This is a genomic window from Streptomyces sp. NBC_01352, assembly GCF_036237295.1.
GTDB lineage: Bacteria > Actinomycetota > Actinomycetes > Streptomycetales > Streptomycetaceae > Streptomyces > Streptomyces plumbiresistens.
In genome coordinates, this window is the sequence record NZ_CP108354.1 from 9,349,943 (window position 1) to 9,370,522 (window position 20,580).

At 71.5% G+C, this 20,580-nt stretch carries 15 protein-coding genes; 6 read left to right on the forward strand and 9 right to left on the reverse strand.

The window, feature by feature from the left end; genetic code table 11:
* Window positions 1-74 precede the first annotated feature (74 nt).
* From OG252_RS42975 to OG252_RS42985, 3 genes are read left to right on the forward strand one after another with little or no spacing between them, the layout of a single operon-like run.
* Window positions 75-1,199 carry a CaiB/BaiF CoA transferase family protein gene (locus tag OG252_RS42975; RefSeq protein WP_266444094.1) on the forward strand — a complete coding sequence of 375 codons (1,125 nt, stop codon included), beginning with the start codon at window positions 75-77 and terminating at the stop codon, window positions 1,197-1,199.
* Window positions 1,196-2,242 carry an LLM class F420-dependent oxidoreductase gene (locus tag OG252_RS42980; protein ID WP_266444096.1) on the forward strand — a complete coding sequence of 349 codons (1,047 nt, stop codon included), beginning with the start codon at window positions 1,196-1,198 and terminating at the stop codon, window positions 2,240-2,242. The genes OG252_RS42975 and OG252_RS42980 overlap by 4 nt, the downstream gene beginning before the upstream one ends.
* Before the next feature lie 13 nt (window positions 2,243-2,255).
* Window positions 2,256-3,455, forward strand: coding sequence for an acyl-CoA dehydrogenase family protein (locus OG252_RS42985; protein ID WP_329342968.1), 1,200 nt, complete (start codon window positions 2,256-2,258; stop codon window positions 3,453-3,455).
* 351 nt (window positions 3,456-3,806) lie between these two features.
* Here OG252_RS42985 and exaC read toward each other — a convergent pair whose 3' ends face one another.
* The 6 genes from exaC to xylB all read right to left on the reverse strand — a co-directional run bounded on the left by exaC (window position 3,807) and on the right by xylB (window position 11,470).
* A complete protein-coding gene (gene exaC / locus OG252_RS42990; protein ID WP_329342970.1) occupies window positions 3,807-5,330 on the reverse strand; it encodes an acetaldehyde dehydrogenase ExaC in 1,524 nt (507 codons plus the stop codon).
* A gap of 138 nt (window positions 5,331-5,468) precedes the next feature.
* On the reverse strand, window positions 5,469-6,746 hold the full coding sequence (locus tag OG252_RS42995) for a GAF domain-containing protein (protein WP_329342972.1): 1,278 nt from the start codon (window positions 6,744-6,746) through the stop codon (window positions 5,469-5,471).
* Window positions 6,747-6,856: 110 nt separating this feature from the next.
* Complete coding sequence (locus tag OG252_RS43000; protein ID WP_266444217.1) at window positions 6,857-7,456, reverse strand: N-acetylmuramoyl-L-alanine amidase; 600 nt, start codon at window positions 7,454-7,456, stop codon at window positions 6,857-6,859.
* An 81-nt stretch (window positions 7,457-7,537) separates the two neighbouring features.
* Window positions 7,538-8,551, reverse strand: a complete 1,014-nt coding sequence (locus tag OG252_RS43005) for an acetamidase/formamidase family protein (RefSeq protein ID WP_329342975.1) — start codon at window positions 8,549-8,551, stop codon at window positions 7,538-7,540.
* Window positions 8,552-8,736: 185 nt separating this feature from the next.
* Entirely contained in the window at window positions 8,737-9,945 is a 1,209-nt protein-coding gene (locus tag OG252_RS43010; RefSeq protein WP_329342978.1) for an ROK family transcriptional regulator, read from the reverse strand.
* 79 nt (window positions 9,946-10,024) lie between these two features.
* Window positions 10,025-11,470, reverse strand: coding sequence for a xylulokinase (gene xylB / locus OG252_RS43015; protein WP_329342980.1), 1,446 nt, complete (start codon window positions 11,468-11,470; stop codon window positions 10,025-10,027).
* Window positions 11,471-11,587: 117 nt separating this feature from the next.
* Here xylB and xylA point away from each other — a divergent pair, with 117 nt between their 5' ends.
* Together xylA and OG252_RS43025 are read left to right on the forward strand one after the other, a co-directional pair.
* Window positions 11,588-12,754, forward strand: coding sequence for a xylose isomerase (xylA, locus tag OG252_RS43020; RefSeq protein WP_329342982.1), 1,167 nt, complete (start codon window positions 11,588-11,590; stop codon window positions 12,752-12,754).
* A gap of 362 nt (window positions 12,755-13,116) precedes the next feature.
* On the forward strand, window positions 13,117-13,452 hold the full coding sequence (locus OG252_RS43025) for a hypothetical protein (protein ID WP_266444224.1): 336 nt from the start codon (window positions 13,117-13,119) through the stop codon (window positions 13,450-13,452).
* A gap of 40 nt (window positions 13,453-13,492) precedes the next feature.
* On the opposite strand, the gene OG252_RS43030 is transcribed toward OG252_RS43025, so the two are convergent.
* The 3 genes from OG252_RS43030 to OG252_RS43040 form a co-directional block, all read right to left on the reverse strand.
* Window positions 13,493-14,833, reverse strand: a complete 1,341-nt coding sequence (locus OG252_RS43030; protein WP_329342985.1) for an esterase-like activity of phytase family protein — start codon at window positions 14,831-14,833, stop codon at window positions 13,493-13,495.
* Between the two features lie 199 nt (window positions 14,834-15,032).
* Entirely contained in the window at window positions 15,033-16,301 is a 1,269-nt protein-coding gene (locus OG252_RS43035) for an SWIM zinc finger family protein (protein WP_329342987.1), read from the reverse strand.
* Window positions 16,298-19,153 carry a DEAD/DEAH box helicase gene (locus tag OG252_RS43040; protein ID WP_329342989.1) on the reverse strand — a complete coding sequence of 952 codons (2,856 nt, stop codon included), beginning with the start codon at window positions 19,151-19,153 and terminating at the stop codon, window positions 16,298-16,300. The genes OG252_RS43035 and OG252_RS43040 overlap by 4 nt, the downstream gene beginning before the upstream one ends.
* Before the next feature lie 242 nt (window positions 19,154-19,395).
* On the opposite strand from OG252_RS43040, the gene OG252_RS43045 reads away from it, so the two are divergent.
* Window positions 19,396-20,463 (forward strand): acyl-CoA desaturase, encoded by a 1,068-nt coding sequence (locus tag OG252_RS43045; RefSeq protein ID WP_329342991.1) that lies wholly within the window; start codon window positions 19,396-19,398, stop codon window positions 20,461-20,463.
* Window positions 20,464-20,580: the final 117 nt, after the last annotated feature.

A 20,580-nucleotide genomic window follows, 5' to 3' on the forward strand; every position in this document is an offset into this window, starting at 1 on the left:
GCGAAGGAACCACAGCCTCGAACGCCGTCGGACGTGGCCCGCTGGCAGGCCTGCGCGTGCTGGAAATCGCCAGCATGGCCCCGGGTCCCTTCGCCTGCACCGTCCTGGCCGACCTCGGCGCGGAGGTGCTCCGCGTCGACCGCGCCTCGGACGTCGACCCGGACACGCGCGGCTCCACGGACCCGCTCGCCCGGGGGCGCCGCTCCCTCGCCGTCGACCTGAAGCACCCCGACGGCGCCGCGCTCGTCAGGCACCTCGCCGCCCGGGCCGACGTCCTGGTGGAAGGCTTCCGGCCCGGGGTCGCCGAACGTCTGGGCATCGGTCCCGAGGACTGCCGGGCCGTCAACCCTGCTCTGGTGTACGGGCGGATGACCGGCTGGGGGCAGAGCGGTCCGCTCGCGCCGCGCGCCGGGCACGACATCACCTACCTCGCTGTCTCCGGCGCCCTCGGCCTGATCGGTCCGCCCGATCGGCCCCCGGTGCCGCCTGTCAACCTGGTCGGGGACTTCGGCGGCGGCGGCATGCTGCTGGCGCTCGGGATCCTGGCCGCACTGTACGAACGGGAGCGCTCAGGCCTGGGACAGGTCGTCGACGCGGCCATGGTCGACGGCGCCGCCCTGCTGACCACCGCCCTCCACGGCCTGCGGGCGACGGGCGACTGGCAGGGGGGCCGGGGAGAGAACCTGCTCGACGGGGGAGCACCGTTCTACACGACGTACGAGACCGCCGACGGCGGACACATGGCCGTCGGACCGATCGAGGAGCGGTTCTACGCCCAACTCCTCACCGGCCTCGGTCTGTCGGACGATCCGGACCTGCCCGCACAGTACGACCGCGAACGCTGGCCCGAGCTGCGCCAGCGCCTGGCCGCCGTGTTCAAGGAGCGCACCCGCGACGAGTGGACCGCCCTGTTCGAACCGACCGATGCCTGTGTGGCCCCCGTGCTCAGCCCTTGGGAAGCGCACCTCCACCCGCACAACGCGGCACGCTCGGTCTTCACCGAGACGGCCGGCGTACGACAGCCCGCGCCCGCGCCCCGCTTCGACCGCACCCCGGGCGCAGTCCAGGGACCCCCGCCGGTGGTGGGTCGGGACACCCGGACCGCCCTCGCCCACTGGGGGGTCGACGGTCCGGAGACCGACCGGCTGCTCGCCGCGTCGGTCGTCGTCCAGCACCCTCACACAGGAGAGAACCGATGAGACTGGGCCTGAGCATGGGCCACTGGGGCCGAGACGGAGGCGCCGAACCACTGGCACTCGCCCTGGAGGCCGAGCGCCTCGGCTATGACGTCGTCTGGGCCGCCGAGGCCTACGGCTCCGATGCCGTAACCGTGTTGTCCTGGCTCGCCGGCCGGACCACGCGGATCGGACTCGGTTCGGCGGTGATGCAGATCCCGGCACGCACCCCGGCGATGACCGGCATGACGGCCGCGACCCTGGACGCCCTGTCGGACGGCCGCTTTCATCTGGGTCTGGGAGTCTCCGGTCCGCAGGTGTCGGCGGGCTGGCACGGCGTCGAATTCGGCAAGCCGCTGGCCCGCACCCGCGAGTACATCGACGTCGTACGGGCCGTCGTACGACGCGAACTCGTCCGTCACGAGGGCGAGCACTATCCGCTGCCCCTGCCGGGCCCGGGCGGCAGCCCCGGCAAACCGCTGCGCCTGATCATCCATCCCCTGCGGGAGGAGATCCCCGTCTACCTGGCGGCCGTCGGACCGCGCAACATCCGCCTGGCCGGCGAGATCGCGGACGGCTGGCTCGCCCTCTTCCATGCACCGTCCCACGCGGACGAGAACCTCGCCCAGCTCCGCGAAGGACGCGGTGAGCGGGGGCTGGCCGGCTTCGACGTCGTGGCGAGCGTGCCGGTGTCGGTCGGGGACGACCTCGACGCCTGCGCCGACCGGATCCGCGCCTACACGGCGCTCTACGTCGGCGGTATGGGCAGCCGGGAGAAGAACTTCTACAACGCCCAGGCCCGTGCGCTCGGTTACGAGAAGGAGGCGCGGACCGTGCAGGACCTCTATCTCTCGGGCGAGACCGAAGCCGCGTCCGTCGAGGTGCCGTTCGGGCTGATCGACGAGACCAGCCTGCTCGGTCCGGTGGACCGGATCGCCGACCGGCTCGCCGCCTTCGCCGCAAGCGGTGTCACCACCTTGTCCGTCATCCCCCACGGCGTCACCTATGAGGAGAAGGCGGCCTGTCTGGCCACCGTCGCCGAGGCCCTGAACCGAGCGAACATCTGAGGAGAGAAGGACAGTGGAGCGCACTCTTTACGACCAGGACCACGAGGACTTCCGCGACGTCGTGCGGGAGTTCGTCGTACGAGAGGTCGTCCCGCATCAGGAGCGCTGGGACGCCGATCACCTCATCGACCGGGCGGTGTGGACGGCCGCGGGAAAGCAGGGGCTGCTGGGGCTCGCCGTGCCCGAGGAGTACGGCGGCGGGGGACAGGACGACTTCCGCTACCGCACCGTGATGATGGAGGAGTTCGCCGAGGTGGGTGCGGCGTCCCTGGGCTCGGGGTTCAGTGTCCAGGACGACATCGTGCTGCCGTACCTCCTGGATCTCGGCACCGAGGAACAGAAACGGCGCTGGCTTCCCGGCATCTGTGCCGGCGAGACGATCACGGCCATCGCCATGACCGAGCCCGGCGCGGGCAGCGACCTCCAGGGCATCCGGACTTCCGCCGTCCGTGACGGCGACGAGTGGGTGCTCGACGGCACCAAGACCTTCATCACCAGCGGCATCCTGTCCGATCTGGTCATCGTGCTGGCGCGCACCGATCCCGCCGCCGGAGCGCGCGGCATGAGCCTGTTCGTCGTAGAACGCGGCATGCCGGGCTTCACCCGGGGCCGCAAGCTGGACAAGATCGGTCTGCACGCGCAGGACACCGCCGAACTGTTCTTCGACTCCGTCCGCGTACCGGCGGCCAACCTCCTGGGCACGGAGGGCCGCGGCTTCGTGCACCTGATGGAGCGGCTGCCGCGCGAACGGATGGCCATCGCGGTTTCGGCCCAGTGCGTCACCGAGACCGTGCTGGAGCAGACGCTGGACTACTGCACCGAGCGCACCGCCTTCGGCCGCCCGGTCGCGGACTTCCAGCACAGCCGCTTCCTGCTGGCTGAGCTGACGACCCAGGCCGACATCACCCGCGTCTACCTGGACCGTGCCATCGAGGCGTTGAACGAGGGCACCCTCACCGCCGTCGACGCGGCCAAGGCGAAGTGGTGGGCCACCGAGCTCCAGACGAAAACCGTGGACCGCTGTCTCCAACTCCATGGAGGCTACGGCTACATGAAGGAGTACCCCGTCGCGCGAGCCTTCCTCGACTCCCGCATCCAGACCGTCTACGGCGGGACCACCGAGATCATGAAGGAGATCATCGGCCGGGACCTCGCGGCCGGCAGGGAGACCGGACGAGGGAACGTGACCGCGAAGCGCCATACAGCTGACTGATCGACGCCGCGGAGGTCACGCCATGACGCACTCGGCCTCTCTCGCCGACACCAGCGACCTGCCGGGTCTCGAACTGGACGCCCTGAGCCGCTGGTTCGGTTGGACGTTCCAATCTCATGTATCTCGTCACCGACGGAACTTTGCGGTGGGTCGTGCGTCGGCCACTGTCGGCGACGCGCGAATCGTGGTTCTGGATCACTTTCAGTGCCGAAGCAACGGAGGGTCACCGCTGGGCGGACGGATCCTTTGGAGCTTGGACAGCAGCGCAGGTGTCAAGCCAATGACGGAGAGTGACATTCGTGGTGGGTTGCCTGGAGTCCAACGAAGCCTCCAGGCAACCGACTTTAGACTCTAAAAGAACCCAAGTCTCTTCGGACTGTATGAAACAAGAACGTTCTTCGTCTGCTGGTAGTGCTCCAGCATCATCTTGTGCGTCTCGCGGCCGATCCCGGACTGCTTGTAGCCGCCGAACGCCGCGTGCGCGGGGTAGGCGTGGTAGCAGTTCGTCCAGACGCGGCCCGCCTGGATCGCGCGGCCGGCGCGGTACGCGGTGTTCATGTCCCGTGTCCATACGCCCGCGCCGAGGCCGTACAGCGTGTCGTTGGCGATCTTCATCGCGTCGTCGAAGTCGTCGAAGGACGTCACCGAGACCACCGGTCCGAAGATCTCCTCCTGGAAGATCCGCATACGGTTGTCGCCCTCGAAGATGGTCGGCTGGACGTAGTAGCCGCCCTTCAACTCGCCGTCGTACTCGACGCGTTCGCCGCCGGTGAGGATCCTCGCGCCCTCCTGCCGGCCGATGTCCAGGTAGGACAGGATCTTCTCCAGCTGGTCGTTGGACGCCTGGGCGCCGATCATCGTGTCCGTGTCGAGGGGATGGCCGGGCCGGATCAGCTCGGTGCGGGTCACGGCCGCCTCGAGGAACTCGGCGTAGTGGCCGCGCTGGATGAGGGCGCGCGACGGGCAGGTGCACACCTCGCCCTGGTTGAGGGCGAACATCGTGAAGCCCTCGAGAGCCTTGTCGCGGAAGTCGTCGTTCTTCGCCCACACGTCGTCGAAGAAGAGGTTGGGTGACTTGCCGCCGAGCTCCAGGGTGACCGGCTTGATGTTCTCCGAGGCGTACTGCATGATCAGGCGCCCCGTCGTGGTCTCGCCGGTGAACGCCACCTTCGCCACCCGCGGACTGGACGCGAGCGGCTTGCCCGCCTCCGCGCCGAAGCCGTTGACGATGTTCACCACGCCCGGCGGCAGCAGGTCGGCGATCAGGCTCATCCAGTAGTGGAGGGACGCCGGGGTCTGCTCGGCGGGCTTGATGACGACCGTGTTGCCCGCCGCGAGGGCGGGGGCGAGTTTCCAGGTCGCCATGAGAATGGGGAAGTTCCACGGGATGATCTGGGCGACGACGCCGAGCGGCTCGTGGAAGTGGTACGCCACCGTGTCGTCGTCGAGCTCGCCGAGCGAGCCTTCCTGCGCGCGGATCGCGCCCGCGAAGTAGCGGAAGTGGTCGATGGCGAGCGGGATGTCGGCCGCCAGCGTCTCCCGCACGGGCTTGCCGTTCTCCCAGGTCTCGGCGACGGCCAGGGGTTCGAGATGCGCTTCCATACGGTCGGCGATCTTCAAGAGGATGTCGGAACGCCCGGTCACCGACGTGCGACCCCAGCCGGGCGCCGCCGCGTGCGCCGCGTCCAGAGCCCGCTCCACGTCCTCGGCCGTGCCGCGCGCGATCTCCGTGAACGGCTGCCCGTTCACCGGCGACGGGTTCTCGAAGTACTGTCCGCGGGCCGGCGGCACGTACTCGCCGCCGATGAAGTGGTCGTAGCGCGTCTGGTAGGAGACGATCGCGCCCTCGGTTCCGGGCGCCGCGTAACGAGTCATGCCGGTCGGCCTCCTTCAGAAGCGCTGCCCGCCGTTGGGCAGCTCTCGGCGCGAGGCTAGGCAGCGGGAGGTTGCAGGTACGTTGCGTGAACCGGCGCAAGGCGGGTCCTCGGGCCCTCGGGTCCTTCGGCCTCTGGGTCAGTGTCCCGGCGAACGGGCCCACGCCGGCGGTGCCGCCAGCTCCGACTCCAGCGCGGCGAGGCGGGCCCGGATCGCCGGCGTCGGCCGTACCGCCGCGAGTGCCCGCCATACGTCAAGGTCGTCCTCGCCCCAGGGCGCGTGCGCCCAGTCCGCCAGCAGGTCGGGATCGCGGCGGGCGATCAACGCCGTACGCAGTCCGTCGGCGAGACGGCGCCTGAGCCTGCGCACCGCCGGGGCCTGGGAGCCGGGCAGCAGCGGTCCCGCGTACGCGGTCGCGGCCGCCATGATCGCGCCGGTCTCGAGCCGCCGCTCCACCACCCCGACATCGGACTCGACCGGGACGGTGAGCCGGTACGGCCGAGACGCGAGCAGGCCCGGTCCGAGCACCCGGCGCAGCCGGGCCAACTCGGCGCGCAGTGTCACCGGCGTCACCGACTCGTCCTCGTACAGCGTGCACAGCAGCTCGTCGCCGGTCAGCCCCTCCGGATGGCGGGCCAGCAGCACCATGATCTCGCTGTGCCGACGGCTGAGCCTGATCTTGCGACCACCGGTGACGAACTGGGCCTCGTCGCGACCCAGCGCGGTCAGCTCGGCAGTGTCGGTGGCGGGCTGCTCGGGTGTGAGCAGCGCCAGGTGGGACTCGGCGGCCCGCGCCACAGCCTGCACGAACCCCAGGCTGTGCGGATGCGCGAGCCCGTCCCCACCGGTGATGTCCACGGCACCGAGCACCCGCCCGGAGCGCGGATCGTGGACCGGCGCCGCCGCACAGGTCCAGGGCTGTACCCGCCGGATGAAGTGCTCGGCCGCGAACACCTGCACCGGCCGGTCCAGGGCGACCGCCGTACCCGGCGCGTTCGTCCCGACCGCCGTCTCCGCCCAGCGCGCACCCGGCACGAAGTTCATCAGCCCCGCCTGTGCGCGAGTGGCCGGATGGCCCTCGACCCACAGCAGCCTGCCGTGCGCGTCGCACACCGCGAGCAGGTGCTCGCCGTCGGAGGCGAACGTGCCCAGCAATTCACGGAACAGCGGCATCACCCGCGCCAGCGGATGCTCGGCCCGATAGGCACCGAGGTCACCGCCCATGAGCTCCACGCTCGCGGTGCCGTCGGGCCCGACACCCGCCCGTGCGGAACGCCGCCACGAATCGGCCACCACCGATCGCACCGGCCGCGGCACCATGCCCACCTCGGTGAACGTCTCGTGCGCGCGACGCAGCATTCGCAGGTGCTCGGCAGGGTCGGCCCCCGGCTCGAGGGCCACCCACGGATCGGACAACTCGGCCTCCCCGAAAAGCGATGCGCTTGGGGACATGGTCACGCCGGGTGCCCGCCCGGACAACCGTTTCGACCGCGCTCACCCGAACGGTGAGGCCCTCACCGCTCCGGTCAGGCGAAGTTGACCAGCCTTATGTAGCGCGCCCAGTCCCAGTTCGGCCCGGGATCGGTGTGGTCGGTGCCCGGCACCTCGTAGTGCCCGATGATGTGCGCGCGGTCCTTCGGGATGCCGTATGTCGCGCAGATCGCCGCCGTCAGCCGCGCCGACCGCTCGTACAGGGCGTCGGTGAAGTAGGCGGGCCGGTCCACCCAGCCCTCGTGCTCGATGCCGATGCTGCGCGTGTTGTTGTCCCAGTTCCCCGCGTGCCAGGCGATGTCGGCCTCGCGGACACACTGCGCGACATGGCCGTCGGCCGACCGGACGAGGTAGTGCGCCGACACCTTCTTCTGCGGGTTCTGGAAGATGGCCAGCGTCTGCGCGTACGTCTCCTGTGTGACGTGGATGATCACGTGGTCGACGGGGTGGGCGGTGGGGCGGTCGGCCACCGTGTAGTTGTACGTGGTCGCCGGCTGCCACTCGGCGGCGGGGAAGTCGACGGCCTGGGGCTCGGCTCCGGCGCGTGCGTCGGGGAGCAGCGCGTAGGGGACGGCGGCGAGAGCGGCGCCCTTCAGCAGGCGACGCCTGTCGACGAGCGGTCTTGCGCGTTCCATGAACGAATCGCCTTTCGAGGACGGGGGTTGGTGAGGCGTGCCTCGGTGGGAAGACCGGCGCCCGACGCCTGATGGAGGTGCTCAGCCTCGGAGAGTCGCCGCCGTCTCTCGCAGCCGCGCATGCACTCCCCGGTGTGTCTCGCGGGGCGGCAGCCACTGCTTGCGGAGCTTGGCCACGCAGGTGTAGTTGGTGTCGCAGACGTTGGCCAACGGCGACTCCACGGCCTGGGTCGCGAACTGGTACGCGTCCACCTCGCTGAACCCGTAGTCGCGCACCATCCAGTGCACCAGGTCGAGTTGCGATATCCGGAACGCGTCCTCCAGCGGGCGTGCCGAGCCCGTCGAGATGATGTGGGTGTCCGACTCGATCCGCGGCCAGGGCGTGGCCAGCCCCTTGAGCAACTCGACGACCACCACGGTGTTCATGGCGCACTCGACGGCGACTCCGCAGGTTTCCCCCTCGCCCTGGCGGGCGTGCCCGTCGCCGAGGCTGAGCAGGGCGCCTTCGACATTCACCCCGAGGTAGCAGGTGACGCCCGCTCGCATCTCGGGCGTGTCCATGTTCCCGCCGTGTGCGTCCGGCACCAGCGCCGAGCGCACCTCGAGGTTGGCGGGAGCCACGCCCACCGTGCCGTGCATCGGGTCGAGGGGAAGCTCGAGCTCGATGTCGCTGTCGTGGGCGCGGAACAACGCCGTGCGCCGGGTGCGGTCGAGCTGCCAGATCCAGACGGTCTCCGGAAGAGGGGGCTGCAGCGTGGCGGTGGTGTGCGTCGAGGTGAGCGCGCCGAAGAGGGGGACCGTGGTCGACGCGGCCCAGTCCCGCGCCGGTTCGATCGACACGAAGTGCACGGCGACCGTGTCGCCCGGTTCGGCGCCCTCCACGTAGAAGGGACCCGTCTGGGGATTGAGGAAGGGGAACTCGCACACCTCGGACACCAGGTCCTTCTCGGACCGCACCCGGCCGGCGAAGCAGTCCTCCGTGTACAGGTCGAGAACTGTGCCGGGCGCGATACGCGCCACGGGCGGCGCCCCGCCGAACGTCCAGGCGTACTCGCCCGGTTCGGGGCGCACGGTCAGGATCCTGGGGTCGTTCATCGCTGCGGTGCTCCGTTCTTCGGACGGCCGGTGGACGCCCGCCGTCGCCACGACACTACGGCTGCGCCTCGCGTGAATCACGGTACGGCCCTTGCCTGTTGGTCAGCAGGACACAGTGCGCTTCGGTGGACGACGGCGCGACTGTGGAAAACTCGCTCACCCCTGCGAGTGAAGTCGAACCGGAATCAGGCCCGTTCGGCCACGGCTGCCGGGTCGTCGAGGACGGCCCGGATCACCGAATGGGCGGCCCCCAGCAACGGCCCCTCGGATCCCAGCCGTGACACGGACACCGGGCATGCCGGTCCCGCCGTGCGCCGGGCCAGCTCCTCCCGCAGGGACGGCAGCAGCCACGGGGCGAGCCCGGCCAGCGCACCGCCCAGCACGACACCCTGCGGATCGAGCAGGTTGACCGCCCCGGTCAGCGCTATGCCGAGCGCCTCTCCCGCGTCACGCAGTGCCCGCCGCACGTCCTCGTCGCCGTCCGCGGCGCGCCCGGCGAGCAGCCCGACGCGGTCCTCGCCCAGCTCCAGACCCGCCGCCCGCAGCACCGCCTCCTCGCCGGCGTACTGCTCCAGACACCCGCGCCCGCCGCACGCACAGGCCGGCCCGTCCGGCCGGACCGGCACGTGCCCGAGCTCGCCCGCGAACCCGCGTGTTCCGTGCAGCAGGCGTCCGTCCACCACGACCGCCGCGCCGATGCCGATCTCCGCCGACACATGCAGGAAGTCGCGCGGCGTGCCCTCGCCGAGCCACAGCTCGGCCAGCGCGCCGAAGTTGGCCTCGTTGCCCACGGCCAGCGGGAAGTCGGACGGCAGCAGAGCGCCGAGGTCCGTGTCGTTCCAGTCGAGATTCGGGGCGCGTACGACGGTACGGGCGTCGCGCGCCACCAGCCCGGGCACGGCCACCGCGAGCCCGGCGGGCCACAGGCCCTCGCTCTCCGCCTCGCCGACCACCCGACGCACCAGCCCGACAAGCTCCTCGATCACCGGTCCGGCGGCACGGCCGCGGTTCGCGCCGTACCGCACGGCCCTGGACCGCACTGCTCCGCGCAGGTCGACCGCGCAGACCGCGAGGTGGTCGACGCCGATCTCGGCGCCGATCCCGGCGGGGCCGTGCCCGCTGACGGCGAGCGCCGACCCCGGCCGGCCCACCCTGCCGGGCCGCTCGGGGCCCAGCTCCTCCAGCAGTCCCGAACGTATGAGCTCGTCGACGAGGGTCGACACCGCGGCACGGGTCAGACCGATGCGCGAGGCGACGGCGGCACGGGACAGCGGCCCCTCGGCGCTGACGGTGTGCATCACGCGGGCCAGATTGCGGCGGCGCATGCCCTGCTGGGTGTCGGGCAGCGTACGGCCGGGTCCGGCCGGGTGGGCCTCGTGCAGCGGTGCGGTCATGCCTCCGTCCGTCCTTCGTCGGTGTCGGTCGACGGTCACCCGTCGGTCGGGCGGTCGAGGGGGCACGCCGGGGGCGCCGTCAGTGGTCTCCCGTCCCCCGCTCCAGCAGCGGCGCCGCGTCGGAGAGTACCCCGGTGATCCTGGCCAGCGTCGCCTCGTCCCGCTCCACGGCGTCGAGCACGGGACCGGCGGCCGTGTTCCAGCGCCGGGCGACCGCGGCCGGGTCCTCGCCGGTCAGCAGGCCGGCGGCCTGAGCCGCGGCGCCGAGCGCGACCAGCTCCTTTGCCTCGGGCACCTGGACGGGGCGCCCCGAGAGCCGTCGTACGGTCTCCTGCCAGGCCGTGCCCCGGGCCCCGCCGCCGATCAGCAGGAGCGGGGTCGAGCGGTCCGCGTCCTCGTCGAGGACCAGGTCGAGTGCGCCGAGCAACGCGTGCACGGCACCGTCGTACGCGGCCTGCAGGAGCTGGCCGCCGGTCGTGTCGTGGCGCAGCCCGTGCAGGATTCCCGAGGCGTTCGGCAGGTTCGGGGTGCGCTCGCCGTCCAGGTAGGGGAGCAGCGTGACGTCGGCGGTGGGCTCCACCGCCTCGCGGTCGAGGCCCAGCAGGGTCGCGACCCGGTCGACCGCGAGGGTGCAGTTCAGCGTGCAGGCGAGGGGCAGCCAGTCGCCGTGGGCGTCGGCGAAGCCCGCCACGGTGCCGGTGGGGTCCGCGGGGCGGCGCTTGGACACGGCGTAGACCGTGCCCGAGGTGCCGAGGCTCATCACCGGCGAACCGGGACGCAGGCCCAGGCCGAGCGCGGCGGCGGCGTTGTCGCCGGTGCCGGGGGCGACCAGGGTGCCCTTGGAGAACGGCAGGTCGTGGCCGTCGCGCACGGTGCCGGCCACCTCGCCCGGCCGGACCACCCGCGGCAGCAGGGCGGGGTCGAGCCCCACATGGGCGAGGATCTCCGGGTCGTACGACTCCGTCCCCGAGGCCCACCAGCCGGTCCCGGACGCGTCGCCGCGGTCGGTCGTGCCCTGCCCCGTGAGGCGTTCGGTGAGGTAGTCGTGGGGGAGGCGCACGGCCTTGGTCGCCCGGACCGCCTCCGGCTCGTGTTCGGCCAGCCAGGCCCACTTCGTGACCGTGAAGGAGGCGGCGAGCACGGAGCCGGTGCGTTCGGCCCAGAACTTCGCGCCTCCCAGCTCCTCGGTCAGCCGCCGGGCCTGCGGCGCCGAGCGCACGTCGTTCCACAGCAGGGCCGGGCGTACCGGCTCGCCCCGCGCGTCCAGCGTGACGAGCCCGTGCTGCTGTCCTCCGATGGACACCGCGGCCGCCTCGCGCGCCGCGTCCCCGCACTGGCGCAGGGCCTCGCACAGGGCGTCCCACCACTGACGCGGGTCGCTCTCGCGGCCGGCCCCGGCGGTCACGGTGTGCGGGGCCTGGCCACTCGCGACGACCTGCCCGGTCGCCGCGTCGACGACCAGTGCCTTCGTGGACTGCGTGGACGTGTCCACGCCGACGACGAGCGGACCCTCGGCTGCTGACATCGGGATCTCCCTAAGTTTTTCCGCGGCTCTGCGGGGTCTGTCTTCCCAGAGATGCGTTCGCATACTAATTTGTAAACGGCCATGACGAAATAGTCTCAGCACGCAAGGAGCCGCGGCATGAACTACCAGCCCACCCCCGAGGACAGGTTCACCTTCGGCCTGTGGACCGTCGGCTGGCAGGGAAGGGACCCGTTCGGCGACGCCACGCGGCGTGCCCTCGACCCGGTCGAGACGGTGCAGCGCCTGGCCGAGCTCGGCGCCCACGGCGTGACCTTCCACGACGACGACCTGATCCCCTTCGGGTCCTCGGACACCGAGCGAGAGGCGCACATCAAGCGCTTCCGGGAGGCCCTCGACGCGACCGGCATGAAGGTGCCGATGGCCACCACCAACCTCTTCACGCACCCCGTCTTCAAGGACGGCGCGTTCACCGCGAACGACCGCGACGTGCGCCGCTACGCCCTGCGCAAGACGATCAGGAACATCGACCTGGCGGCCGAGCTGGGCGCCAAGACCTATGTCGCCTGGGGCGGACGCGAGGGTGCCGAGTCCGGCGCCGCCAAGGACGTACGCGTCGCTCTCGACCGCATGAAGGAGGGCTTCGACCTCCTCGGCGAGTACGTGACCGAGCAGGGCTACGACCTGCGCTTCGCCATCGAGCCCAAGCCGAACGAGCCGCGCGGCGACATCCTGCTGCCCACGGTCGGCCACGCGCTGGCGTTCATCGAGCGCCTGGAGCGTCCCGAGCTGTACGGCGTGAACCCCGAGGTGGGCCACGAGCAGATGGCCGGCCTGAACTTCCCGCACGGCATCGCGCAGGCCCTGTGGGCGGGCAAGCTCTTCCACATCGACCTCAACGGCCAGTCCGGCATCAAGTACGACCAGGACCTGCGCTTCGGCGGCGGCGACCTGCGCGCCGCGTTCTGGCTGGTCGACCTCCTGGAGAGCGCCGGTTACGACGGCCCTCTGCACTTCGACTTCAAGCCGCCGCGGACCGAGGACCTCGACGGCGTGTGGGCGTCGGCCGCGGGCTGCATGCGCAACTACCTCATCCTCAAGGAGCGGGCGGCCGCCTTCCGCGGCGACCCGGAGGTCCAGGAGGCTCTGCGCGCCTCGCGTCTGGACGAGCTGGCCCTGCCCACCGCGGCCGACGGCCTGAAGGCCCTCCTTGCCGACCGTGGCGCCTTCGAGGACTTCGACGTGGAGTCGGCCGCCGCGCGCGGGATGGCCTTCGAGCGGCTCGACCAGCTGGCGATGGATCACCTGCTGGGCGCGCGTGGCTGAACGCACGCGCGCGTGCCGTCAGTTTTCTTGAGGTGGCTTCGGTTCTCGAGGGACGTCGGCTCTTGAGCGACCTCGCGCGGAATGTTCCGGAATCATGCGATCCAAGGCATGAGGCCGTATCAACCTCCGCGCGGGGCTCGCGCCTTGCCCGCTTCGAGGCGACTCTGGACGGTATGGCCATGCCGCCCGTACCGCCTCAGCCGCCCGGGCCACCGGGTGACACGCCGCCTCCGGGCGACGGTTTCGGACCGCCACCCGAAGGCTTCGGCCACAACGGACCGACCCACAGTGCACCGACCTCGTACGGCGGTTCGTCGCCGTACGGCGACGCGTCACACGGTGGCTACTCGTCGACTCAGCCGATGAACCCGACCGACGAACCGGGCGGACCACCCGGTGGACCCGGAAAGCGCCGGAACCCGCTGTTCGTCCTGCTGGCCGTGCTCGTGCTGGCGGCCGTGGCCGTCGCAGTGGTCGTCCTCATGGCGTCGGGAAACGACGACTCGCCCGACGAGAAGCCGCCCGCCGAGAGCAGCGCGAGCACGAGCCGCTCTCCCTCGCCGTCCTTCAGCATCCCGACCGAGCTCCCCAGCACCCTGCCCACCGAGTTGCCGTCGCAGTTCCCCACCGAGCTGCCGAGCGAGTTCCCGAGCGACCTCGAATCGCTGATCCCGTCACTCGGGGACGTCCTTCCGTAGCAGCCGGCCGACGTCGCACGGCCGAACCTGGGATTCGCTGTCAGATCCCGTAAGGCAGCCGTACGTACGTCACCGTCGTCTCCACCCCGCTGTCGACCAGCCGGCCCTGCGTGTCGAACGCGCCCGCGCCGTCCGTCATCCCGAAGTCGTTGTCGTTGATGACAGCGAGCGTGTCGTGGTCCACGCGCGCGACGCCCTCGATCTTCCCGGGCACCCCGGCGACCGTGCCCAGGTCGACGACCAGGCGCTTGGCGAGCACCGGTACCCCGGAGGCCGCCGGGTCGTCGAGCTGCTCCAGCGACGGAGACGTCGTGCCGTCGTCCCACCTGCCGCCCAGGATGTTCGCGTCGCGGTCCAGGCGCACGAGCTGGAGCCGCGCAGCCTTGTCGGTGCGCTCCTCGACCAGCAGTCGGTTCCCGCCCACGGCCACCACCGAGGAGATCTTGAGCTCGGAGGTGTCGTCCTCGCTCGGATCCACCACGTCGACGGGGTCGAAGCGGTACGCGTACTCGGCGGTGACCGCCTTCTTCTTCGGCGAGAAACGCAGCAGGCGGGTGGTGCGGGAGGCCTCTCCGGAGTCCGTGTCCGGCAGGGACAGCGGGCTCTGGACGGCCAGTACCAGGTCACCGCCGGGCAGTTGGGCGAGCCCCTCGAAGCCGCGGTTGATCTTGCGATGCAGCAGAACGGACGGCAGCGCCTCCACCACCGGGTAGTCCGTCCCCGTGAGATTCAGGCCCTCGGGCACGTACCGCGTAAGCACTTTCCCGCGCGCGGAGACGTGGATGAGGGACGGTCCGTACTCTTCCACGAGCCAGAAACTCCCGTCCGCGGCCCGCACGATGCCCTCGGTGTCCAGGCCGTTCGGGTTGTACGACACCGCAGTCCGCGCGTCATAGGAGTACGGCGCCTCGTCGCGCCCCTCCTGGTTCGGCAGGCCCGTGACCGGCTTGCCGGAGGCGGTGGTGATCGGGATGGCGTCCAGCACCTTCACGGAGTCACCGGACACCCTGATCTTCACGATCGCGGGATCGAAGCCCGGCACCGGGAACGTGCGGCGCTTCGCGCCGTCCACCTTGATCTGCCCGTTGGGTCCGCGGTCGGTGATCGTCCAGAACTCGCCCTGGCGGCCCGCCGGGTAGATGTCACTGCCGATGCCGCCGAGGTCCACGCCCCGGTCGTCGCCCACCGTGCCGGGGAGCAACGCGTTGCTGAACGCCCCCAGCGGGATGTCGCCGAGCGTCGCCGTACGCACGACCCGCGCCTCTCCGGCCGGGGCGCCGGCGGCCGGGGAGGCGACCACGAGAGCGGCCAGCACGGCGAGGGGTGCGCCCGCCGCGACGGAACGGTGGACTCGGCGCCGGCCGGTGGCGTGCGGGGACATTAGGCCTCCTGAGGGGCAAGTTCACTGACAGCGGCCAGATTTGGGCCTCGCGCGGAACGCGGTACGACCGCCAGGTGAACGCGCGACGTCGGCCACTCGTCGGACCGACGCCGCACGCCACAAGCCGCACGCCGCAGCCTTCGAAGACCTTCGTCGCGGCGCACCGCTCCCAAGGAGGCCTGCTCCGGAGGCGGCCCCTTCAGGAGCGCTCCTCCTCGGAGCCGGCCGCCGCCGAAGCCAGCGCGGTCGCGGGATCCTGGGCAGCCCCACCGGCGGGCACCCAGCGGCCGCCCTCCTTCTGATACGGCCACCAACGGCCGTCCCGGCCCAGCCGCACCTGGCTGTTCGCGCCGTCGACGGTCCACCGGTTCGCCGTCGCCCGCAGCGTCGGCCGTTCGTCCTCCTCCCAGGCGGAGTCCATGGCGGCACGCGCGCGTGCGAGCGTTTCGCCCTCTACGGCCCACTCCACCTCGCACACCGACAGCGCGGCCGCGCCTCCGTGCCGCCAGGCACGCACGGCCAGGGCCAGCTGCTCCCTGCCGCGCCCGGATCCGTCGGCGAGCCGGCCCAGTACGGCCTCCCCGGGGCTGCCTGCGGCCAGGCGCACGGCATCCTGAGCCACCGTCAGCTCCGCCTCGCCCTCATGCGATTCCGGACCGGCTCCAAGAGCCTCGGCGAGCAGGCGTTGGGCCTCCACAGCCGTCCGGGCGGCCAGGAACTCCAGGGCTGCCGGCTCGATGCCGGGTGCCGGCGGGGCCTCGGTGTCCAGCGCCGGAGGCGGACCGGCCTCCTCGGGGAACTCGGGCAGAGCGGGCAGCGGCGGCAGGACGTCCCCGGCCGCGTACGCTTCCGCGGCATCCACGCCCACCGGTTCGGCGATTTCCTCGGCCGGCGCGGCGCTGCGCTCCTGGAGAGCGTCCAGCAGGGCGCGTTCGGCCCGTCCACGCATCAGCAGCAGCACGAACGGGTCCTGGTCCAGCAATCGCGCCACCTGGTGGCACAGGGCCGCGGTGTGTCCGCAGTGGTCCCAGGCGTCGCAGTCGCACTCCGGCTCCAGATCGCCCACGCCGGGCAGCAGCTCGATGCCGGCCGCTGCCGCGTCCTCGACCAGGTGCGGCGGCATGTCGCGATCCAGCAGCGCCGCCACGTGCCCGGCCCGCTCGACTGCCATGTCGAGGAAGCGGTCCCACTGCTCGCCGGTCAGCTCCGCCAGCAGCACGTCCGCCCGGCGGGCGGTGCCGTCGCGGTCCTGTACGACCGCGGTGATGCGTCCCGGACGCACCGACACCGCGCCGACGGCTCCCGCACGCGCGAGCCTGCGGCCCGTCTTCACCTGCTGGGAGTCCAGTGCCGTGTCCTCCAGGGCCTTCAGCCAGGCCCGGCCCCACCACGTCTGCGCGAAACCCGTCCCGCGCGCGGGAGGCAGCGCGGCGAACGTGCGCTCCGGGTCACCCTCGTACTCGTTCATCGTGCGCCCCCTCGCAGTTCGACCAGATCGGCCAGTTCCGCGTCCGTCAGTTCCGTGAGCGCCGCCTCGCCCGCGCCGAGCACCGCGTCCGCCAACTCCTGCTTGCGGCTGAGCATCTCGGCGATGCGGTCCTCGATGGTCCCCTCCGTGATCAGCCGGTGCACCTGCACGGGCCGGGTCTGGCCGATGCGGTACGCGCGGTCGGTGGCCTGCGCCTCGACGGCCGGGTTCCACCAGCGGTCGTAGTGCACGACATGCTCGGCCCGGGTGAGGTTCAGCCCCGTGCCCGCTGCCTTCAACGACAGCAGGAAGACAGGGACTTCACCGTCCTGGAAGCGCTGCACCATCGCCTCCCGTTCGTGGACGGGCGTGCCCCCGTGCAGGAACTGGGTGGGCGTACCGCGGGCCGCCAGGTGCCGCTCGACGAGCCGGGCCATCTGCACGTACTGCGTGAAGACGAGAACGCTCGCCCCCTCGGAGAGGATGGTGTCGAGGAGTTCGTCCAGCAGCTCCAGCTTCCCGGAGCGCCCGGCGATCGTCGGCCGCTCCTCCTTGAGGTACTGCGCCGGATGGTTGCAGATCTGCTTGAGGCCCGTCAGCAGCTTCACGATCAGCCCGCGCCGTGCCATGTCGTCGGCGCGGGAGATCTCCGCGAGAGTCTCGCGCACCACCGCCTCGTACAGGCCCGTCTGTTCGAGGGTCAGGGACACGGCCCGGTCGGTCTCGGTCTTCGGCGGCAGTTCCGGAGCGATCCCCGGATCCGACTTGCGGCGGCGCAGCAGGAAGGGGCGTACGAGCCGGGCGAGCCGCTGGGCGGCAGCCGGGTCCAGGCCGGCCTCGACGGGCTGTGCGTACCGCGCCCGGAAGGTGCCGAGCCGGCCCAGCAGACCCGGGGTGGTCCAGTCGAGGATCGCCCACAGCTCGGACAGGTTGTTCTCCACCGGTGTGCCGGTGAGCGCCACGCGCGCGCGTGCGCCGATCGAGCGCAGCTCCCGGGCGGTCGCGGAGTACGGATTCTTCACATGCTGGGCCTCGTCCGCCACGACCATGCCCCACGGCACCTCGCCCAGACGGCGCGCGTCCAGGCGCATCGTGCCGTACGTCGTGAGGACGAACTCCCCGTCGGCCAGATCGTCCAGGCTGCGGCGCGATCCGTGGAAGCGGCGCACGGGGGTGCCGGGCGCGAACTTCTCGATCTCGCGCTGCCAGTTGCCCATCAGGGACGTCGGGCACACCACGAGCGTGGGGCCGGCGGACTCGGCGTCGGTCTGCCGGTGCAGATGCAACGCGATCAGGGTGATGGTCTTGCCGAGTCCCATGTCGTCGGCCAGACAGCACCCCAGGCCCAGGGAGGTCGTCCGGGCCAGCCAGCTCAGGCCCCGCCGCTGATAGTCCCGCAGCGTGGCGGCGAGAGCGGCGGGCTGTGCGACCGGCTCCTGCGCCTCGGGGTCCGCGAGACGCTCCCGCAGTGCCGCCAGCCAGCCCGTGGGATGGACGTCCACCCGGAGGCCGTCGACCTCCGTGGAGCCCGTCAGAGCGGCACTCAGCGCGTCGATGGGTGTCACCTTGCGGTCCTGCTGGGCACGAGCGCGGCGCACCTCCTCGGGGTCGACCAGGACCCACTGGTCGCGCAGTCGCACGACGGGGCGGTCGGCCTCGGCGAGCCGGTCCAGTTCCTCGCGGGTGAGCCGCTGGTCACCGAGCGCGAACCGCCAGTTGAAGGCGAGCAGCGCGTCGGCGGACAGGAACGACGGTGTGTCCGCGGAGACCTTGCCGGGACCTGTCGCCTCGTCCGGTGGACCGACCACAGCGCGGGCGGTGAGCTCGCGGGTCAGTTCCTTCGGCCAGTGCACCTCGACGCCGGCGCTCAAGAGGCTGCGGGCGCCCTCTCCGAGCAGTTCGGTGACCTCCTCGTCGCCGAGTTCGACGGCATCCGGCACGGACGCCGAGAGCAGAGGCGCGAGCGGCTGCCAGGCTCGGGCCGCGCGGCGGAGTGCGAGCAGGGCGTCCATCCGCGCGCGTGGGCCGAACGTTCCGCCCGCCGCGCCCGTCCACACCTCGACGGCGTCCGCGACGAGCGTGGGATCACTCACGCTGTGCACCTGCACCACGGCCCGGAACGGCAGCACCGCGTCGTCCCGCGCCTCGGCCAGACCGGGCACCTCGATGCGCAGCGAGAGCCGCACACCCGAGTCATGGCCCGCGGCGACGTCGGCGGCCCACTCGCGCTGCTCCGGCAGGTGCTGCGGTTCCCGCGCCGCATAGGCGGGCCCGCCGGTCACCAGCGGTGCCGCGGGGGAGCGGGGCAGTGTGTCGGCGACGGCGTCCAGGAAGGCGCGCAGCAGCCGCTCCGGGTCGGGCAGGCGCTGGGGACCGGTGCCGTCCAAGGGCACGGCGTGCGCCTCGGGCGGCATCGCGGCGGCGAGCCGGCGGACGCGCTCCATGTCCGCCGCGCCCAAGGGACCCGTGCGCCAGGCGTCGTGGTCGAGCGGGGAGAGGCCGGGGAGCAGCAGGCCGCGTGCCGCGAGGTGCAGGGCCAGCACGGCAGCCGCACTCCAGAACGCGGGCGCCCGGTGTGTCTCTTCTGAGGCACGCGCGCGCGTGAGCACCGGCAGCGCGGCGTGCACCGGCAGCAGGACGGCCGGCACGCTCACCAGCTCGACACCGTCGTCACCGGGCAGGACGACGGCCAGGTCTTCGACGGACCCCGCCTCGACGGCAGGAGGAACTTCGCCGTCGGGCCGCCAGAAGGCGACACCGCCGGTGCGTGCCGGGTCGCCGGGCACGAAGACGGCACAACAGTGGGTCAGTTCGGAGATCTCGGAGGGGGGTCCCGCGGAAATCCTCTGCACAGAAATGCCGTATTCCTCAAATTTGACTACTTGTGGATCGTCGAGGGTACAGCACGTCGAGTGCTCACCCGGCAAGTCCGGCACGTGGCCTGAGTCACTTCTAGCCGGGGGTGTCGTCAGCCCCCTCCACGGGCGGTGCTGGCCCCCGGCCCTACCCGGGGGGCTGCCGGATGGTCGCCGCAGGTCGTGGATCCGTACGTTTCCTCAGGTCAGCCCGTTTCTGAGAGAGCCGGAGTCCAGACATGCCCCAGACCGCCGCGATCGAAGCCGACCCTCGGGCGACGCCCGGCTCCATATCGGGCGGAAGCGAGTTCACGCCCCTCCTGCGCACCGTGAAGAGCCAGGACCTCCTGGAGCGCCGGTACGGCTGGTACGCGCGGCGCATCGCTCTCAACGCACTGGCCCTCGCCGCCGTCGTCACCGGCATCGTCCTGACCGGTGGCTCCTGGTGGACGCTGCTCCTCGCACCGCTGCTCGCCGTGTTCTCGGCGCGTACCGCCTTCATAGGCCACGACGCCGGTCACTCACAGATCACCGGCAACAAGACAGCCGCCCGCCTCATCGGACTCGTCCACGCCAATCTGCTGCTCGGGATGAGCTACTCCTGGTGGAACCACAAGCACAACCGCCACCACGCCAACCCCAACCACATCGACAAGGACCCCGATGTCGTCGCCGACGTCCTCGTCTTCACCGGTGAGCAGGCGGCGGACCGGAAGGGCTTCAGGCGCTGGCTCACCCGCAACCAGGCCTGGCTGTTCTTCCCGCTCACCCTCCTCGAAGGCGTGGCCCTCAAGGTCCAGGGATTCCGGGATCTGCGGCGTCAGTCGCCCGGCGAGCGGTCCGTGGAGGCCGTGCTGCTGGTGAGCCATGTCGTCGGATACGCGACGCTGCTGCTCACCTCCATGTCCCCCGGCAGGGCACTCGCGTTCGCCGCCCTCCACCACGCCCTCTTCGGCCTGCACCTGGGGCTGTCCTTCGCGCCCAACCACAAGGGCATGGAGATGCCGGACCCGAGCGGCGAGCCGTGGGGCCACCTGCGCCGGCAGGTGCTCACCTCGCGCAACATCCGTGGCGGCGCGGTGACCGACTGGTTCCTCGGCGGCCTCAACTACCAGATCGAGCACCATCTGTTTCCCAGCATGCCCCGCCCCCATCTGCGGCTGGCCCGGCCTCTGGTGCGCGCCCACTGCAGGGAGTTGGGTATCCCCTATGCGGAGACCGGGCTCGTCGACTCCTACCGACAGGCTCTGCGCCACATGCACGAGGTGGGAGAGCCCCTGCGGACGCAGCCACAGCGGACGGAGTAGTGGACGCTGTAGGGGAGCGAGTCAGGGATGTCTCAGGGACGTCTCAGGGTCGCGGTTCGGAACCGTGGGAGGCGCGGAACCGTTTTTCTGGACAGAGAGCGGCAGTGGCCGCGGAGG

Bases quoted from the DNA above. Each gene is read 5' to 3' on its own strand.
- OG252_RS42975 (WP_266444094.1), top strand. From the start codon at position 75: ATGGCCCCGGGTCCCTTCGCCTGCACCGTCCTGGCCGACCTCGGCGCG.
- OG252_RS42980 (WP_266444096.1), top strand. From the start codon at position 1,196: ATGAGACTGGGCCTGAGCATGGGCCACTGGGGCCGAGACGGAGGCGCC.
- exaC (WP_329342970.1), bottom strand. From the start codon at position 5,330: ATGACTCGTTACGCGGCGCCCGGAACCGAGGGCGCGATCGTCTCCTAC.
- OG252_RS43000 (WP_266444217.1), bottom strand. From the start codon at position 7,456: ATGGAACGCGCAAGACCGCTCGTCGACAGGCGTCGCCTGCTGAAGGGC.
- OG252_RS43005 (WP_329342975.1), bottom strand. From the start codon at position 8,551: ATGAACGACCCCAGGATCCTGACCGTGCGCCCCGAACCGGGCGAGTAC.
- OG252_RS43010 (WP_329342978.1), bottom strand. From the start codon at position 9,945: ATGACCGCACCGCTGCACGAGGCCCACCCGGCCGGACCCGGCCGTACG.
- xylB (WP_329342980.1), bottom strand. From the start codon at position 11,470: ATGTCAGCAGCCGAGGGTCCGCTCGTCGTCGGCGTGGACACGTCCACG.
- xylA (WP_329342982.1), top strand. From the start codon at position 11,588: ATGAACTACCAGCCCACCCCCGAGGACAGGTTCACCTTCGGCCTGTGG.
- OG252_RS43025 (WP_266444224.1), top strand. From the start codon at position 13,117: ATGAACCCGACCGACGAACCGGGCGGACCACCCGGTGGACCCGGAAAG.
- OG252_RS43030 (WP_329342985.1), bottom strand. From the start codon at position 14,833: ATGTCCCCGCACGCCACCGGCCGGCGCCGAGTCCACCGTTCCGTCGCG.
- OG252_RS43035 (WP_329342987.1), bottom strand. From the start codon at position 16,301: ATGAACGAGTACGAGGGTGACCCGGAGCGCACGTTCGCCGCGCTGCCT.
- OG252_RS43045 (WP_329342991.1), top strand. From the start codon at position 19,396: ATGCCCCAGACCGCCGCGATCGAAGCCGACCCTCGGGCGACGCCCGGC.